Raw genomic sequence first — 17,541 nt, 5'->3', positions numbered from 1 at the left:
GAGCAAACAAAGGTGCAAAATTTATAGGAAGTTAAACTTTAAATTTTTGATAAAAAAGCTAAGGTATTTACGCCATCGGCATAATCGGATAATGTAGGATGCTGAGTTTGTCCAAAAGCAATTTCATTTTCCATAAAATTACGGGCAACAATACACTGTATTTTTTCTTTTTCGATTTCAAGTTTTGTTTTCAGCTCGGTAATAGTATCGTAATATTCATAAAAAATAGTAGCAATAGGCGAGGTGTAGCTTGGGTCTTCTTTAATCATTAAAAAGCCGTTTTCTAAAATATCAAACTCGCTCATTAAATACACCGTTTTATTATAATCGTAATTATTGGCGTATTTGGCGTTGTTAATAATATCTTGTTTGTTGTACATTCCTTTAAAAAAGGATTCGAAATCATAGTTTTTAGGGACAAATAATTTTGAAACCGAACGACAACCTAATCCAAAATAATGAAAAATATCATTGCTTAAATTTTCAAAATCTTCAGCAGTTTCGTTTCCTGTTAAAACGGCTACAGAATTTCTACTTTTTCTAATGATACTCGGCTTATTTTTAAAATAATATTCAAAATAACGGGCTGTATTATTGCTTCCTGTAGCAATAACGGCATCAAAATCAGTTAGTTTTTCTTGGGTAAAAGTAATTTTTCCTTTTAGTTGAGGTGCAACATATTCTAAATATTTTGCTAAAAAAGGCATTAAATGTTTATCGTTTGACGATTGTTTTACCAAAACCGAATGCCCCGAAATTAATACTGATAAAAAATCATGAAAACCAACCAACGGAATATTTCCCGCCATAATAATCGCTACATTTTTAGGCGTATTTTTACCTAAATTTTCGTTAGCAATCCATTGCTGAATATTTTCTTCGGATAAAGCTTCTGCCCAACTTTTTATGGCAAATAATAAATTTTGACGGGTAAACCATTTATTATTTTCTTCGGCTATTTTTAATTGATGTTTAAAACCATCAAAAAATAAGTCGTTATGGGGAATGTTTTCTTTCTTTTGAATATCCTCATGAGAAAACTGTTCTAAAAAGACTCCTAATTTAATAAAAGCATCGATTCTGTTTTGGATTGTATCCATTTATATTGTTTCTAAATTAATTTGGAACTATTTTTGCAACTGCAAAGTTACAAAACTGAAATAGATTAATTATGGCTATTATTATAACAGATGAGTGTATAAATTGTGGAGCCTGTGAACCAGAGTGTCCGAATACGGCAATTTATGAAGGCGCTGATGATTGGAAATATGCAGATGGTACTGATTTAAAAGGGGATTTAGTATTGCCTAGCGGACAAAAAGCCAATGCAGATACCGATCAAGAGCCTATTTCTGATGAAATATATTTTATCGTAGCAGATAAATGTACAGAGTGTAAAGGTTTTCATGAAGAGCCACAATGTGCGGCAGTTTGCCCAGTAGATTGTTGTGTTCCTGATGACGATAACGTAGAAACAGATGAAGAGTTGTTAGCAAAACAGCGTTTTATGCATAACGAATAAGATATTTTATTAGTAAAATAAAAAAATCCTGAGTTTTTACTTAGGATTTTTTTGTGCCTAAAAAATAGCTTATAATTTTAGTTTTATTTTTGGAGCTTGCTTAAATTTTATTAAAAAAGTTTTATCAGAAAAACAGAAAATCGCATTTGTCAACGGGGTTTTATTTAAGGTTCGCATCCTGATTAGCTGTAGTTCACCTGTTGATGCGATGCTAAAATAAATTTAGCATGACCATAATTTGGTTTTCAAAACCTGTAAGGTCTGATTTTTAATTACATAAGTATCTTTCTTGTACAATTCTTAAAAAAATAGTACTAATGCCTAGCCCCGATTACAGCAATTGTTTGAGCTCTTTTTTGTTTTTTTTCTTCAAAAAAATAAAAAAAGCGAGTGCGGAAAGCGGGAAATTGCTTCTAATAAAAAAAAATAAAAGTAAAAAAGCCGAAATCAGTACGATTTCGGCTTTCTATCAAAAAAATAAACGATTAATGAGAGTTAATAGTTTGCGTTATTTAAAATTGATAATTCACAGATAAATTAAACATCGTTCCTAATTGACTAAAATGATAACCATCATAAGTCATTTGTGAATAACGTTGGTTAAAGGTAATTAAGTTTGATGGCGAGTTGCTAACAGCTGCACCATTTAAAATTGCTTGCCCTGTTGGGGTTGCTTCTGTAAATTTCCATTCTGGTAAAACGTTTAAAATATTATTTACGTTTAAAGCAATGGTAATTCGGTCGGTTGCGCTAAAATTGATACCTAAATCGGTTACTACTTTTGGAATAAACTCGGTTCTTAAATCTGAACTTCCGTCAGAAACTGCTCCAGCAGGAATATCGGAAGCATTGGTAAATAATCCTTCTAAATCTTGCAGTCCTTGTTGTGCAAATTTTGTTTTACCAAAATAAGTGTTGTTTAATGATATTCCGAATTTACCAATATCGTAGGTAGTTCCTAAAATCCATTTTGTTTGCGGTCTTGAGGTAAAAAATAAAGCTTCTTGTGTATCATTTACTACCGATTGATTTGAATCTGCAACAAATTTCGGGTTTTTAACTGCGCCAACTCGCTTGTTTTCAATAGTGTAATTACCCGATAAGTTAAAGCCTAATTTACCATCGGCAACTTCAATATTTTTGTAACCAATAACCACATCTAAACCAGAAGTTTTAGTGTCAATAGCGTTTAAAAAGAAACTAACGTCTGACAATCCGCTAAAAGTAGGGGTATTTGGTGGTTTTACTTCGGTACTTAAAATTACTCTGTCGTCAACTTTAATATTGTAATAGTCTAGTGTGAAAGAGAAATTTCTAAAAGGTTTAGCTCCAATACCAACAGTTATATTAGTAGATTCTTCGGCGGTTAAATCAGGCAATCCTAATAATCCTTTTTGCGATGATACGTTATTTACCAAACCACCAACTTGTATTCCTTGTCCTGGTACAAAGCTATATTGTGCTTTTTGTGTATAAATTTGATGTAATGTTGGTGCTCTAAATCCTGTAGAAACCGAACCTCTTACGGTATATTTATCATCAGAAAATTTATAACGAGAACTTAACTTCCATACAAAAGTACTTCCAAAATCAGAGTAGTTTTCAACTCTTGCAGTTCCGCTAAGTAAAAAATCGTCATTAACGTCATAATCTAAACTTGCGTATCCTCCTAAATTATAACGGCTAAATTTACCTGAATTTTCAAGGCTGTTTCCTGCAAATGAATCGGCACCACCACCATCATAAGAACCTAATTCACCAGCGATTACTTCAAACTCTTCTGACCTAAATTCCGTACCAAAAGCAACACTTACTTTATCGGAAAGTATTCTTGAAACATCAATATTTCCTACATTATGAGAAAAAGCAGTTCCTCCCGGATCAAAAGATTTTTTACTATTTGCTCTGTATAATTCTGAACCTTCGGTTATTTCGCCAGTATCAACAATACCATTTTTATTTGCGTCAATCCAAGTAGAAGCAGAGTGGACAATATTTCTGTTATGAGATTCACTAACTCTATAAGTTTGTGAATTCCCTCCCGTGGTAAAGCTTACGTCAATATTCCAATCATTTTTCTTGGTTTTAAAACCAATTGTAGCATTATAGTCACTTAAATCTCCTTCAAAAGTTGGGGTATAACCGTCGTATCCACCCGCATTTGTCGGATGACTTCCAGGATAAAAATCAGCCAAATAAGGATAGCCTGTTTTTTTATCTAACGTTCTCCAATAAGGTGTTCTGTGGTTTGCAAACGAATTTACTTTTTTAAACACGTATGCTGCATTGGCATAAATATCGGTAGTTTCACTAAGTGTATATCCTGCGTTAATTGAAAATTTAGAAGCCGCTAACTGTGGTGATCCATTAATATTGTCAGCATCAGGATGTCTTTTTAAATAGTTTTGAACATCGGTAAGTGTAATTGGATTTTGAGCATCGGGGTCGTAAAAATCGGCAAATTCACCCGCTGCATCAACAGTACCAGGTCTGTTCGATAATGCTGTTTTAGAAATATCAGCCGTATAGTTTACAAAACCTTTATCATCACCAATTGTAGTTCCATTATTTATGCTTACCCCCAACATTTTACCATCACCTTGCCCTGTAATTCCTGACCTTAATGTTGCTGAACCATTTTTGGCATCATCTTTTAAAATAATATTAATAACCCCCGCAATAGCATCAGAACCATACTGAGCCGAAGCGCCATCTCTAAGAACCTGCACTGTTTTAATGGCATCGGTAGGGATTCCTGAAATATCAGAACCTGTTTCACCACGTCCTGGCGAAGTTTGGGTATATAATAAAGAACTTAAATTTTTACGTTTACCGTTAATTAAAATTAAAGTTCTACTAGGTCCCATATTTCTAATTTCATACGGATCTAATAAAGAAGTTGCATCATTAACAGGTGTTTGAACCGTGTTAAAAGATGGAATTTTATATTGTAAAGCTTTATCAAAAGTAGCCTGCCCGGTAGATTGTAAATCTTTAGCAGACACCACATCAATAGGCAAAGCACTTGTGGTATTACTTCGTGATGGAGTTCGCGAACCTGTAATAACAACTTCGTCTAACTCTAAACCTTCTTTTAAAATAATTTTAATATTCTTTTTACCTTTTAAGGCAATTTCTTGGGTTTCAAACCCCGAAAAACTAACAACTAAAATAGCATTATTTTGAACGGTTAGGTTAAAAGCCCCGTTAAAATCAGAATTAGCACCGTTGGCTGTTCCTTTTTCGATAATATTTGCACCAGGCAACGGTTGATTGGCGCTATCGACAATAGTTCCTGAAATTTTTGACTGCGCCCAAATAAGACTACTACACAGCATAGCGAAAAATAAAAGTGTAATTTTTTTCATAAAAAGGTGTTTAATTAATAATTATTTTAGTTGAAAATTACAATTAGTAATGTAATTTTAGTTTTTGGTTATATTATTAATAAGTGTACTGTTAAAATATTATACTCGTTATTTTAACATTTTTTTTAGAAAATTTTAAAAATTAATTGTTTTGCTGTTTTTAATTGTTTACTTATTTGAAGCAATTTCCCGCTTTCCGCACTCGCTCTTTTTTGAAAAAAATCAAAAAAGGAGCTCAAACAATTGCTACAATCGGGGCTAGGGTTTTGTATAATTATTGATTATGTATTACTATTATTTTAAAGAAAGTATTTTTCAAAATAGCTAAACATCCTGCTGATTTTATTTCTGTATCGCATCCATATTTACGCTGTTTTTTTACCATTAATCACATATAAATTTAACAATATCAGCAGTTACTTTTTTATTGCGTAGTATTTTGGTATGTCCTAATCCTTGGGTCATTAAAAGTGTTCCTTTTTGTAAGTTTTTACGAATATTTACAGCACAATTAACCGAGACATCACCATCGGCAGTATCATGCACAACCAATGTTGGAATGGTAATTTTTTTAGCCACTATGCTAGCGGAATGCTGTTCAATATCTACTTGCCATTTTTCATCAAAAAACTGTTTCATTTTAATGGCAACACGGGGTTTTACGTTTAAGTTTTTTGAAAAATTAAGCAATACCTCCGAAATATAATCAGGTGCACCAATGCTTACTAATTTATTAATATTAAAACCATCAGCAACACTATTATACAAGCACATACCGCCAAAAGAATGCCCGACAGCGGCTTCAAAAGGACCAAATTGCTTTTCAATTTGAGTAATGGTAGCTATAAATTCGGGCATTGCTGTGGTTTTTCCTGAGGAATTTCCATGCGCCGGACCATCAAAAGATATAACCATATAACCTTGTTCTAATAATTTATCAGCCATCATAAATAATTGCGTACTTCTACCAGCCCAACCGTGTACCAATAATACTTTTTTATGAGAATATCCGTAGGATAAAACTTCAATATTTTTACCAATACTTTCTACAAAAATTGTTTTCTTTTGGGAGCTAGCCAACATTACTTTTTCTCGTTTTGGAATTGGAAATTTTACAGGAGTACTAAAAAGAAGTGCCGCAAATTTAGCTGTTAAATGTGTTGAAAAAAACTGTGTAAATTTAGCTGAAAAAATAATAGGTTTAGGAATTGTTAAGCTAGGGGGGAGTAAATTTGTATTTATTAAATTCATGACATTTTTTAATATAATAATATAATTTGTAAAGATAAACAAACAAATTGTTTCCTACTTTTGTGACATTATTATTTATACTGTGTCATATATAATGACCAAAACAACTAAAAACAAAAAAAATGAAAAAAATTATAGCTTTAGGAATTGTTGCCCTATTTTTAGTACAATGTAGTACGGTGCCAATTACAGGAAGAAAACGACTTAATTTCGTAAGTGATGCGCAAGTATTACCTGCAAGTTTTGCACAATATAAAGGTTTTTTACAAGAAAATAAATTATCTACAAATGTTACAAAATCAAACCAAATAAAAAGAGTTGGTAAAAAGATTTCAGCAGCAGTAGATCGTTTTATGAGAGCCAACGGAATGACATCCGAAGCAAATTCATATCGATGGGAGTTTAATTTAGTAGAAGATAAAACATTAAATGCTTGGTGTATGCCAGGAGGTAAAGTAGTTTTTTATACGGGTATTTTACCAGTTTGTGCTAACGAAGATGGTGTTGCTGCTGTTATGGGACATGAGGTAGCCCATGCTTTTGCTAAACATGGGCAAGAGCGTATGTCAACGGGTAAAATACAACAATTAGGTGGTGCAGCAGTAGCTTTAGGAACAGCAAATAGTAAAAATGCACAACTTTTTAATATGGCGTATGGTTTAGGAAGTCAAACTCTTGTAATGTTGCCATTTAGTAGAGGTCATGAAACAGAAGCCGATAAATTAGGATTGGTTTTTATGTTAATGGCAGGCTATAATGGTAGCGAAGCAGCTGAGGTTTGGGTACGAATGAGTCAAATATCAAAAGGAAAAGCACCTGCTGAATTTATGAGTACACACCCTTCAAACCAAACACGTATTCGAACACTTAGAGCTTTTTTACCAGAAGCAAAAAAATTAGCAGCAAAATATAATGTTCCAGTAAGAAAATAGCAGCATAAATTATTTATATTGCCAACCGTTCATTTTTATGAGCGGTTTTTTTTATTTTAAGAAGATATGTATAAAAGAGGAGATAAGAAGTTAATTAACGCCTGGGCGTTTTACGATTGGGCAAACTCGGTATATTCATTAGTAATAAGCACGGCAGTTTTTCCGTTATATTACAGTGCGGTAACCAAAGGAAAAACCGTTTGTTTTTTAGGAATGGATTGGGAACATCCCGATAGTTTATATAGCTATGCCTTGTCGTTTTCTTTTTTAGTGGTGGCATTTATTTCACCTATTTTATCAGGAATTGCCGATTATACCGGAAGTAAGAAAAAATTCATGAAGTTTTTCTGTTGGATGGGTGGTTTATCAGTAATTGCCTTGTATTTTTTTAAAGGTGTTTCTACTGTTTGGATTGGTATTTTATTCACCATTTTAGCAAGTATTGGTTTTTGGGCTAGTTGGGTATTTTATAATGCCTATTTACCTGAAGTAGCTTTGCCTGAACAACAAGATAAAGCGAGTGCAAAAGGTTTTATGTACGGATATGTAGGTTCGGTAATATTATTGATTATCAATTTAATAATGATTCAAAATCCTGATTTATTTGGCATTACAACAGGTATGGCTTCTCGGATTTCTTTTGTAATGGTGGGGCTTTGGTGGATTGGTTTTGCACAAATTACCTTTAAAAAACTACCAGACGATATTTACAATAAACAACCCGATAACGATTACATCTGGAAAGGCTACAGAGAATTAAAAATTGTATATAAAGAACTGTTAAACTACCCGACATTAAAGCGTTTTTTAATCTCTTTTTTCTTTTTAAGCATTGGGGTGCAAACCATTATTTTAATGGCGGCTATTTTTGGTTCATCAGAATTAAACTTACCCACTTTTAATATGATTTTAACGATATTATTAGTGCAAATAATTGCTATTTTTGGTGCTTATATTTTTTCAAGGGTATCAGGCAAATTTGGTAATATCACCGCTTTAAAAATAACTATCATTATTTGGATGCTTGTCTGTTTATTTGCCTTTTCATTAGATAAAACACAAGAAAACGTTGGTATATATTTTTATGGACTAGGAGGCTTATTAGGTTTGGTTCAAGGTGCAATACAAACATTAACACGATCTACATACTCAAAGTTATTACCAGATACACAAGATCACGCTACTTATTTTAGTTTTTATGACGTTACCGAAAAAATAGCTATTGTTTTAGGAACATCAGTTTACGGAACATTATATGCTATTACAGATTCTATGCAATGGTCTGTCTTGTGTTTAGCTGTTTTCTTTTTAGCCTCATTATTGGTGTTAAACACCATGAAAAAAACAAAATATGTCGCTTAAATTTAAAATGGAACAGCAGATGAAAAATATAGTTCTTGTTTTGTAATAGGATGCTTAAAACTAATTTTTTCAGCATGTAAATGTAATCTATTAGCGGTAACACCATATAAAACATCGCCAATAATTGGTGAATTTAAGCCTAAATGATGCGCTGCATGAACACGTAATTGATGCGTTCGCCCAGTAATTGGATAAAAATAAACCCTTGTTTTGTTATTTTTAATTTCGATGATTTCCCATTTTGTAAGCGTATTTTTGCCGTGTACATGGCAAACTAATTGTTTAGGTCTGTCCTCTAAATTAACTCTTAAAGGCAGGGTTATCTCATTGTTTATTTTCTGGTTTTTTTTAGAAGAAACAGCTTTTAAAATACCATCTAAAACCGCTACGTAACGCTTTTTAATTGTTTTGTTGATAAACTGATCTTGTAAGTTTTTGTAAATTTCAAGGTTCTTTGCAATTAATAAAATTCCAGAAGTTGCCATGTCTAACCGATGTACGACTAGCGCATTTAGGTGTTTTTTTTCAATGCGATGTGCTACCGAATCTTGATTTTTTTTCCCTGGAACAGATAACAATCCTGAAGGCTTATTAACAACTAATAAATAGGCATCTTCAAAAATAATTTCTAATTCTTTTTCTTCTGAAATTTTTTCTTCCAAAGGATTATTATAAACCGATATACCTTGTAACATATGTTTTAAAATCGGTTTGCACTTTCCGGTACATGCCGTATAATAATTTTTATGTTTTCGAACGGATGTCGCTAACGGATTTCCCCACCAAAACTCCGCCATACAAATAGGCGTAAAGTGGTTTAAAAATGCATATTGTAATAATTTTGGTGCGCAACAATCGCCTGCTCCTGCGGGAATATTTTGTGGTGAGTTTTCAAAAATAGTAATTAAATTTTGTGTTTTATTATTCGCATTTAAAAACTGATATTGCTTAAATATTTCTTGCTGTCCTGATGATGAAAGTTCTTTTCGTTGTTGTTTTAATTGTTCAATCTGTTCTTGAAAATTGCTGTATTTTTTTTTAAAAGGACGAATTTTATCCTGTAAATAAACATCATATTCTCGAAGATAAAATTCTTCATTAATATTGAGTTGATTGTTTTGTTTTCCTTCTATCTTTCTTAAAAGTCTTCTTTGTTTAAGTATTTTTTGCTCTTCTTGAAGTAATTTTTCAGTTGATTTTAGTAAAATAAAATAGTCTTTTTTTGTTTTTAAATAGGCGCTACTATTTTCTAAATTGATAATTTTCTGATTAATCTGATTGTTTATTTTTTCAGTTTTCAAGAAAACACCATCTTCTTTTAAAACATCATAAACAGGCGGAACAAAATGCTTGTGCTGTGTACTTTGTGCTATTTTTCCTGAAAAAGCCGTTAAATACCCGAGTTTACCTTGCTTATTTTTAACCACTAAAACCCCAAACATTTTTCCTAAAGCAGTAGTATTTTGCTTGTTTTTGTGGAGGGCTATGTTTTTCAATCCGAAGTTATGCGTAAAATCTGTTTGAGTTTTTAAATATTCTTGTAATTCTTCCGAAGCAATTTTAGCCAAAGGATGTGGCGTGTAATTATGCGGATAATCAAATTTTTCAGGAACTGTAATTTGACTAATATCCGAAGTGAAAGCAATAAGTTTAGGCATTTTTAAAATAAATAAGAATAATAAAAGTAGTTTAAAAGAAAAAAGTGTTGTTTTCACAACACTTTTAAATATTTTTAGCAGTATAATCTTCAGAAAAATGAAGTTAACTTCTATAAATTTTATCGTATAAATCTTTATACATTTCTTTAATAATTTTACGTTTCATTTTCATGGTAGGAGTAAGGTGCCCACCTTCAATCGACCATTCTTCAGGAGTTAGTTCAAACTTTTTAATAGTTTCCCATTTCCCGAAATTAGCATTACAAATAATAACCTCTTCTTCAATACGATCAATTACTTTTTGGTTTTTAACCAATTCTTGATTTGTTTCTAATTTAATCCCATGTCTTGAAGCCCATTCTTTAACAAAATCAAAATTAGGTTGAATAAAAGCAGCTGCCATTTTTTCTCCCTCGCCAATTACCATTACTTGCTCTATAAAACGTGATTGTTTTAATTCGCCTTCTAATAATGGCGGCACAATATATTTACCACCAGAAGTTTTAAACATTTCTTTGGTACGTCCTGTAATTTTCAAAAATCCATCGGCATCCAACTCCCCTTTATCACCAGTATAAAAATAGCCATCTTTTATAACTTCCGCTGTTTTTTCAGGGTCTTTATAGTAGCCTAACATTACATTAGGACCTTTTACTAAAATTTCGCCAGTGCTTGCGAATTTTAATTCAATGCCGTCTAACATTTTACCAACAGTTCCTACTTTAAAACCACCATTTCTAACATCGTTAACACTAAGAACAGGTGAGGTTTCGGTAAGTCCATAACCTTCCATTACAGGCATTCCTGCGGCAGTAAAAACTCTTGTTAATCGTGATTGTAAAGCAGCTGAGCCAGAAACCATTAATTTAAGTTCACCCCCTAAAGCTTCTTGCCATTTCGAAAAAATTAATTTACGAGCAATGCTTAATTTTTTTTCATACCACCATCCATTAGCACCATACGGCTCATATTGAAGCCCTAATTCAATTGCCCAGAAAAACAATCGTTTTTTTATTCCTGTTAAATCTGCTCCTTTGGCATAAATTTTATCGTAAATTTTTTCATACAAACGAGGAACAGCTGTCATTACATGCGGTTTAATTTCTTTTGCATTATCGCTTAGTTTATCAATAGATTCGGCAAAATAGATTGAAACACCACAGTATTGATATAAATATAAAATCATGCGTTCAAAAACATGGCAAACTGGTAAAAAACTCAACCCACGTTCTTCACCATATAATAATGGCACTCTTTTTTCACTAGCTAATACATCAGAAACAATATTTCCGTGTGAAAGCATAACGCCTTTAGGTCTTCCAGTAGTTCCTGATGTGTAAATTAAGGTTGCTAAATCGTCTGATTTAACGGCACTTTTTCTAGCTTCAACTTCCGATTGATTACTTTTGTCTTCCCCGAGTTTTAAAATATCTTTCCAATTTTTTTCATTGGTAATATCATCAAAAGTAAAAACACCTTTCAGCTTTGTATTTCCTTTAATTTGATTTAGTTTATCTAAAATAGATTGATCAGAAACAATACAATAAATAGCTTCAGAATGATTTAAAACATACTCATAATCTTCTTTTGAAATAGTCGGATAAATAGGTACGTTTTGCGCACCAGTTTGTAAAATACCGATATCACAAATGTTCCATTCCGTACGATTAGTGGTTGAAATTACGGCAATTTTATCATTAGGCTGTATGCCTAAACGGAGTAAACCTCTACTAATAGTGTTGGCTTTATCAATATATTCTTGAGTAGATATAGATTCCCATTTACCATTATATTTAGTGGTAAAAGCTTTTTCTAGATTATACGTTTCTTGCAGGTGATATGGAAAGTCAAAAAGACGGGTTATTTCAATCGACATAAAGTTGTTGTTTTTTGCGTATTGCAAATTAGGTAAATTCCATCGATTGTACAAGTTTCACTTTGATGTCTGTAAATCAGTTTTTTACGATTATTTAAACTAAGGTAATAGTCTTTTTAAGCGACATTTTTTAGTATTATATGCAACATAAAGGGCTAGGTTTTTTGAATTTCATAAAAATTAATAAAAATAATTTGAAGCAATTTCCCGCTTTTCGCACTCGCTCTTTTTTGAAAAAAATCAAAAAAGGAGCTCAAACAGATGCTTCAATCGGGGCTAGGCATTTGTACTAATTTTTGAAATTAACGAATAAAAGTTCATCTGTGCTATCTGAGTATCTTGCTCGTAACGATATTAGGTAGTATCACAAGGTAATTAGACCTCACAGATTTTTAAAACCTGTAAGGTCTGTGTTTAACTAATTTATATATTTTAAAGAGGCTCTAAAATATTATGAGTTTGTTTAAAATTTAAATAAGTTTTTCAATTTGAGTAATTTTTTACTTCAAAAAAATTATATCGAGAACTTTTTTAGGAATTTAAAAAGTTTTTCAAATCGTTATAATTAGTTGTTTTAATCGCTTTTTTCTCTTTATTCATAACCGATTTAATTTGTTCAGGAATCGCGATTTTTACACTTAAAGTATTTTCAACAACATCTAAAAATTTAACAGGATGTGCCGTTTCTAAAAATACACAAAATGCTTCTGAATTATTTTTTTGATATTCTTTTGCTCCTAAATATCCAACAGCTCCGTGTGGGTCGGCAATATAACCGCTATTTTTATGGATTAATTTCATTGCCTCACGAGTTTGTTCATCAGAAAAAGAATACGAAGAAAAAGTGTTTTTTAAAGCTTCTATATCATTTTGAAAAATTTCTTGAATACGGATAAAATTACTAGGATTTCCAACATCCATGGCATTTGAAATCGTGGTTTTTGATGGCTTTGGTGTGTAAATTCCATCTTTTAAATAATTAGGAACGGTATCATTTATATTGGTTGAAGCAACAAAATGTTTAATTGGTAAGCCTAATTTTTGTGCCATCATTCCTGCACAGATATTTCCAAAATTACCGCTAGGAACAGAAAAAACAAGGTTTTCTAAAGTATCTTTTTGAGTTTTTTTAACTTGTTTATAAGCTAAGAAAAAGTAAAACATTTGTGGTAACCAACGTGCTACATTTATCGAATTTGCAGAAGTTAAAGTTCGGCTAATTTCAGTATCTAAAAAAGCCGTTTTTACCATTTCTTGACAATCATCAAAAACGCCATTAACCTCTAAAGCAGTGATGTTTTTCCCTAAAGTGGTCAATTGTTTTTCTTGTACATCGCTCACTTTTCCGCTAGGATATAAAATAACAACATCCACGCCTTTTACCCCTAAAAATCCATCGGCAACCGCACCGCCAGTATCTCCAGAAGTGGCAACTAAAACGGTTAATTCCTCATTGTTATTTCTATTGAAATAACCTAAACAACGTGCCATAAAACGAGCACCAACATCTTTAAAAGCCATGGTAGGACCATGAAAAAGTTCTAAAGTTGCTACATTTTCATCCACAGAAACAACAGGGAAATCAAAGCAAAGTGTTTCTTTGATAATTTGCTGTAAAACATCCGAAGGAATTTCATCGCCAACAAATTGTTTAATCACTTCAAAAGCAATTTCATGATTTGAATAATTTTCGATATTTTCAATAAAATCTTTTGAAAGTGGCGTAATATTTTCAGGAAAATATAAACCTCTGTCAGGAGCTAGTCCATTAACAACGGCTTCTTGAAAACTAACATTAGGCGATTTTTTATTAAGACTATAATAGTTCATTTTTATTTTTTTTATTTTTTATGAAAAGCATTATTAATAAAGTTAAAATATTTTTTGTGCTATTATTTTTATTTAGTTTCTAAAATTTTTATTCCTTCGGTATTTATTTTTGATGAAAATAAGGTGAAATCAATATTTTTATCGGCGTAGGCATTTTGTATTGCTTCTTTAACTTTTTTAGCTGTTTTTTTACCTTTGCATAAGGCAAAAATAGTAGGGCCTGAACCTGAAATTCCTGCACCTAAAGCACCCGCTTTTATGGCTTCATTTTTAACTAAATCGAAATGAGGAATTAAGTGTTTTCTAGCAGGTTCAACAATTACATCAGTTAATGAGTTGCTGATTAATTGATAATCATTAGAGTATAAACCACTTACTAATCCACCAACATTAGCCCATTGAGTAATGGCATTTTTTAACGATACGTTATCAGGTAAAACTTCACGAGCGTCTTTAGTTTTTACTTCAATTTGTGGATGTATGGCAACTAATTGTAATTCGCTTGGTACAGGTAATTTAATTATATCTAAAGGTTCATAACTTCGGATAAGTACAAAACCACCATAAACTGCTGCCGAAACATTATCAGCAATTGGAGTACCGCAAGCAGTTTCTTCACCTATCATTGAAAATTTTGTTAATTCTAATGTAGAAAAAGGTTTGTTAAGTAGTTCATTCACTCCAAAAGCTGCACCTGCTGAACTTGCTGCACTACTACCTAATCCACTTCCTGGAGAAAAACCTTTGTGCATTGTTATTTCAATACCAAAATCAACAGGATGTTTTTCTAGCATTGCCAAAGTAACAACTCCAGCAGCATTTTTAGTAGCATCAAAACTTAAACCATCAGCACCTGTAATTTCTGTAATTTTAACTCCTTTTTCTGTTGTTTTTGTAAACGTCATTTCATCACCCATTGTATCTACGGCTAATCCCATAGAGTCAAATCCGCAAGAAACATTAGCAACTGTTGCAGGAGCAAATATTTTTATATAATTCATCTTTTTTCTTTTTTATCCGAAGTGAATATTTTTAATATTTTAACTATTTCCGATGCGAATTACATCCGCAAAAATTCCTGAAGCAGTAACATCTGCACCAGCTCCAGCACCTTTTATTAATAAAGGATTTACAGGATATCTGTCTGTAAAAAATAACACAATATTATCACTTCCTTCTAAATTGTAAAAAGGATGGTCAGCAGGAATGTGTTGTAAACCTACTTTAGCTTTACCATTAGCAAATTCGGCAACATATTTTAAACGACAGTTTTTATCGTTAGCTTCTTTAAATATATTTTGAAAATGAGCCTCAAATTCTGTTAAACTAGCGTAAAAATCATCATTATTGGTTGTGTTTAAGCTTTTTTCAGGTAAGAAAGCATTATTATCAATATCAGATAATTCTAATTCATAACCACTTTCACGAGCTAATATTAATATTTTTCTGGCAACATCAACACCGCTTAAATCAATTTTAGGGTCTGGTTCTGTATATCCTTCTTTTTGAGCTTGAGCAACAACATCATGAAAAGTAGTATTTTCATTAAAGTTATTAAAAACAAAATTTAAACTCCCCGATAAAACTGCTTGTATTTTTTGAACTCTATCACCAGAAGCAATTAAGTTTTTAAGTGTATCAATAACTGGTAAACCAGCACCTACGTTTGTTTCAAATAAGAAAGGAGCGTTGTATTTTCTTGATACAGCTTTTAATGTTTTATAGTTTTCTAAGCTAGATGCACAGGCTATTTTATTACAAGTAACTACAGCAATACTATTGCGTAAGTATTGTTCGTATGTTTCAGATACTTTCTGATTAGCCGTATTATCTACAAAAACAGCGTTACGTAGATTGTAATTTTTTGTTTTATTGAAAAAATCATCTAAAGTAGCAGGTTCTCCGTTACTTAATGCATCTTTCCAATTATTTAAATCGATACCATTGGTATCAAAAGTCATTTTTTTAGAATTTGCAAGTCCAACAACACGAATACTCATTTTTAAATGTTCTTTTAAGTAGTCTTTTTGTTGATTTATTTGCGCTAAAAATCGCTCACCAACATTACCAACACCTGTAACAAATAAATTAAGTTGTTTTACTTTTTCTTCAAAAAATTGTTCGTGCAAGGTGTTTAATCCTTTTTTAGCATCTTTACTATCTATCACTGCTGATATATTTTTTTGAGAAGCACCTTGTGCAATAGCTCTAATATTTACATTGTTTTTTCCTAAGGCGCTAAACATTTGCCCACTTAAACCTTGATGATTTTTCATGTTATCACCAACTAAAGCTAAAATAGCTAAACCTTGTTCTACAATTACAGGTTTTATTTTTTGACGCTCTATTTCAGTTTCAAAAGCATCATTAATAGCTTTTTCGGCTTTTTTAGCATCTTCATCATAAATTCCAACACAAATAGAGTGCTCTGAAGAAGCTTGTGTAATTAATACTACACTAACATCTTTATTAGAAAGTGTTTCAAATAAACGTTTAGAAATACCAGATACACCAACCATTCCAGTACCTTCTAAAGTTAATAAAGTAATATCTTCTATATGTGTTATTCCTTTTACTAAATTAGTGCTTTTTACATTTTTAGCAATTAAAGTACCCACATTTGATGGTTCAAAAGTGTTCTTTATTACAATAGGAATTTCTTTTTCTAATACTGGTTGAATAGTAGGAGGATAAATAACTTTTGCTCCAAAATGTGAAAGTTCCATTGCTTCTTGATATGAAATTTCAGGAATAGGAAAAGCTTGTTTTACAACACTCGGATTTGCAGTAAACATTCCACTAACATCTGTCCAGATTTGTAATTCGTTTGCTTGTAAAGCAGCTGCATAAATAGCGGCAGTATAATCAGAACCTCCTCTACCTAATGTTGTTGGTAGTCCGTTTTCTGTTTTGGCTATAAAACCTGGTAAAACTGTTACTTGATATTTATTTTGATTAAAATAATCTTGACAGTTTTTATTGGTAACAGCAAAATTTACTTGTGCTTTATCAAAAACATTAGAAGTAATAATAAGTTCTCTACTATCTTTATAATTAGCATTTAAAGTGTTTTTAGTAACTTCAGAAATTATATAAGATGATAAACGTTCACCAAAACCACTAATTGTAGCCATTGTTTTTGGTGTAACTTCACTTAGTAAAAAACAACCTTCTAATAAAGTTTGTAATTGATTAAATAAGGTATTTACATGCTCCTGAACTTCAGATTGTGCATCTTTTTTAACTAAATCTGAAATTACTTCTGCATGATGTTGTGCTACTTCTTTAAAAAGAATGGTATAATTTACATCATTATTAGCTGCTTTATTTGCAGATGCTATTAATTTATTAGTTGTTTTGCCAAAAGCAGAAACAACAACAGCTATTTTTTCTTTAGCTGAAGCATTTGCTACTATTTTAACTACTTTACTTATTGTTTCACTATTAGCTACGGATGAACCTCCGAATTTTAAAACTTTCATCTTAAAAGGTATAAAAATTATTATAAAAATATAGGTTGTTATTTATCTGTTTTTCAATTTTGAAAAAATAAATAGGTACGAAAGTGATATGTATATAATTAACCCCTAAAGGGTAATAATGATAATAGAAATAATAATTGTAGAAATAATTAAGCCAACAGAATTTATCGTAGGAGCTACGATAGGTAAAGAAATGATATTTGTTCTGTTGTTTAACACTGTATCAAATGTAAACTTTTTTTTCAATAATCAGTGTTTTT

The 17,541-nt window shown here is 31.6% G+C and carries 12 protein-coding genes; 3 read left to right on the top strand and 9 right to left on the bottom strand.

The window, feature by feature from the left end; translation table 11 throughout:
- Positions 1-38 precede the first annotated feature (38 nt).
- Positions 39-1,100 carry an acyl-CoA reductase gene (locus tag ABNT14_RS06770; RefSeq protein WP_101901421.1) on the bottom strand — a complete coding sequence of 354 codons (1,062 nt, stop codon included), beginning with the start codon at positions 1,098-1,100 and terminating at the stop codon, positions 39-41.
- Between the two features lie 71 nt (positions 1,101-1,171).
- Here ABNT14_RS06770 and ABNT14_RS06765 point away from each other — a divergent pair, with 71 nt between their 5' ends.
- Positions 1,172-1,522 (top strand): 4Fe-4S binding protein, encoded by a 351-nt coding sequence (locus ABNT14_RS06765; protein ID WP_101901423.1) that lies wholly within the window; start codon positions 1,172-1,174, stop codon positions 1,520-1,522.
- Positions 1,523-2,034: 512 nt separating this feature from the next.
- On the opposite strand, the gene ABNT14_RS06760 is transcribed toward ABNT14_RS06765, so the two are convergent.
- Positions 2,035-4,890, bottom strand: coding sequence for a TonB-dependent receptor (locus ABNT14_RS06760; RefSeq protein ID WP_101901425.1), 2,856 nt, complete (start codon positions 4,888-4,890; stop codon positions 2,035-2,037).
- Positions 4,891-5,274: 384 nt separating this feature from the next.
- Positions 5,275-6,141, bottom strand: coding sequence for an alpha/beta hydrolase (locus ABNT14_RS06755; RefSeq protein WP_101901427.1), 867 nt, complete (start codon positions 6,139-6,141; stop codon positions 5,275-5,277).
- Between the two features lie 122 nt (positions 6,142-6,263).
- Between ABNT14_RS06755 and ABNT14_RS06750 the strand changes: the two genes are divergently transcribed.
- Positions 6,264-7,073 carry a M48 family metallopeptidase gene (locus ABNT14_RS06750; RefSeq protein WP_101901429.1) on the top strand — a complete coding sequence of 270 codons (810 nt, stop codon included), beginning with the start codon at positions 6,264-6,266 and terminating at the stop codon, positions 7,071-7,073.
- Between the two features lie 66 nt (positions 7,074-7,139).
- Positions 7,140-8,435, top strand: coding sequence for an MFS transporter (locus ABNT14_RS06745; RefSeq protein WP_101901431.1), 1,296 nt, complete (start codon positions 7,140-7,142; stop codon positions 8,433-8,435).
- 2 nt (positions 8,436-8,437) lie between these two features.
- On the opposite strand, the gene ABNT14_RS06740 is transcribed toward ABNT14_RS06745, so the two are convergent.
- The 6 genes from ABNT14_RS06740 to ABNT14_RS06715 form a co-directional block, all read right to left on the bottom strand.
- On the bottom strand, positions 8,438-10,093 hold the full coding sequence (locus tag ABNT14_RS06740) for an RluA family pseudouridine synthase (protein ID WP_101901432.1): 1,656 nt from the start codon (positions 10,091-10,093) through the stop codon (positions 8,438-8,440).
- Positions 10,094-10,196: 103 nt separating this feature from the next.
- Positions 10,197-11,969: an AMP-dependent synthetase/ligase gene (locus tag ABNT14_RS06735; RefSeq protein WP_101901434.1), complete on the bottom strand. Its 1,773-nt coding sequence runs from the start codon at positions 11,967-11,969 to the stop codon at positions 10,197-10,199.
- Between the two features lie 531 nt (positions 11,970-12,500).
- Positions 12,501-13,799, bottom strand: coding sequence for a threonine synthase (gene thrC / locus ABNT14_RS06730; RefSeq protein ID WP_101901436.1), 1,299 nt, complete (start codon positions 13,797-13,799; stop codon positions 12,501-12,503).
- Between the two features lie 68 nt (positions 13,800-13,867).
- Entirely contained in the window at positions 13,868-14,800 is a 933-nt protein-coding gene (locus ABNT14_RS06725; RefSeq protein WP_101901438.1) for a homoserine kinase, read from the bottom strand.
- 39 nt (positions 14,801-14,839) lie between these two features.
- Positions 14,840-17,281: a bifunctional aspartate kinase/homoserine dehydrogenase I gene (thrA, locus tag ABNT14_RS06720; protein ID WP_101901440.1), complete on the bottom strand. Its 2,442-nt coding sequence runs from the start codon at positions 17,279-17,281 to the stop codon at positions 14,840-14,842.
- A gap of 105 nt (positions 17,282-17,386) precedes the next feature.
- Positions 17,387-17,527 (bottom strand): hypothetical protein, encoded by a 141-nt coding sequence (locus ABNT14_RS06715; RefSeq protein ID WP_159459514.1) that lies wholly within the window; start codon positions 17,525-17,527, stop codon positions 17,387-17,389.
- Positions 17,528-17,541: the final 14 nt, after the last annotated feature.

It is taken from the genome of Tenacibaculum dicentrarchi (assembly GCF_964036635.1).
In the GTDB taxonomy this organism is placed as follows: domain Bacteria; phylum Bacteroidota; class Bacteroidia; order Flavobacteriales; family Flavobacteriaceae; genus Polaribacter; species Polaribacter dicentrarchi.
Note: the sequence above shows the minus strand (reverse complement) of the source record. Positions and strands in the feature narration are given on the sequence as shown.

Bases quoted from the DNA above. Each gene is read 5' to 3' on its own strand.
- ABNT14_RS06725 (WP_101901438.1), bottom strand. From the start codon at position 14,800: ATGAATTATATAAAAATATTTGCTCCTGCAACAGTTGCTAATGTTTCT.
- ABNT14_RS06770 (WP_101901421.1), bottom strand. From the start codon at position 1,100: ATGGATACAATCCAAAACAGAATCGATGCTTTTATTAAATTAGGAGTC.
- ABNT14_RS06735 (WP_101901434.1), bottom strand. From the start codon at position 11,969: ATGTCGATTGAAATAACCCGTCTTTTTGACTTTCCATATCACCTGCAA.
- ABNT14_RS06740 (WP_101901432.1), bottom strand. From the start codon at position 10,093: ATGCCTAAACTTATTGCTTTCACTTCGGATATTAGTCAAATTACAGTT.
- ABNT14_RS06760 (WP_101901425.1), bottom strand. From the start codon at position 4,890: ATGAAAAAAATTACACTTTTATTTTTCGCTATGCTGTGTAGTAGTCTT.
- ABNT14_RS06750 (WP_101901429.1), top strand. From the start codon at position 6,264: ATGAAAAAAATTATAGCTTTAGGAATTGTTGCCCTATTTTTAGTACAA.
- thrC (WP_101901436.1), bottom strand. From the start codon at position 13,799: ATGAACTATTATAGTCTTAATAAAAAATCGCCTAATGTTAGTTTTCAA.
- ABNT14_RS06755 (WP_101901427.1), bottom strand. From the start codon at position 6,141: ATGAATTTAATAAATACAAATTTACTCCCCCCTAGCTTAACAATTCCT.
- ABNT14_RS06745 (WP_101901431.1), top strand. From the start codon at position 7,140: ATGTATAAAAGAGGAGATAAGAAGTTAATTAACGCCTGGGCGTTTTAC.
- thrA (WP_101901440.1), bottom strand. From the start codon at position 17,281: ATGAAAGTTTTAAAATTCGGAGGTTCATCCGTAGCTAATAGTGAAACA.
- ABNT14_RS06765 (WP_101901423.1), top strand. From the start codon at position 1,172: ATGGCTATTATTATAACAGATGAGTGTATAAATTGTGGAGCCTGTGAA.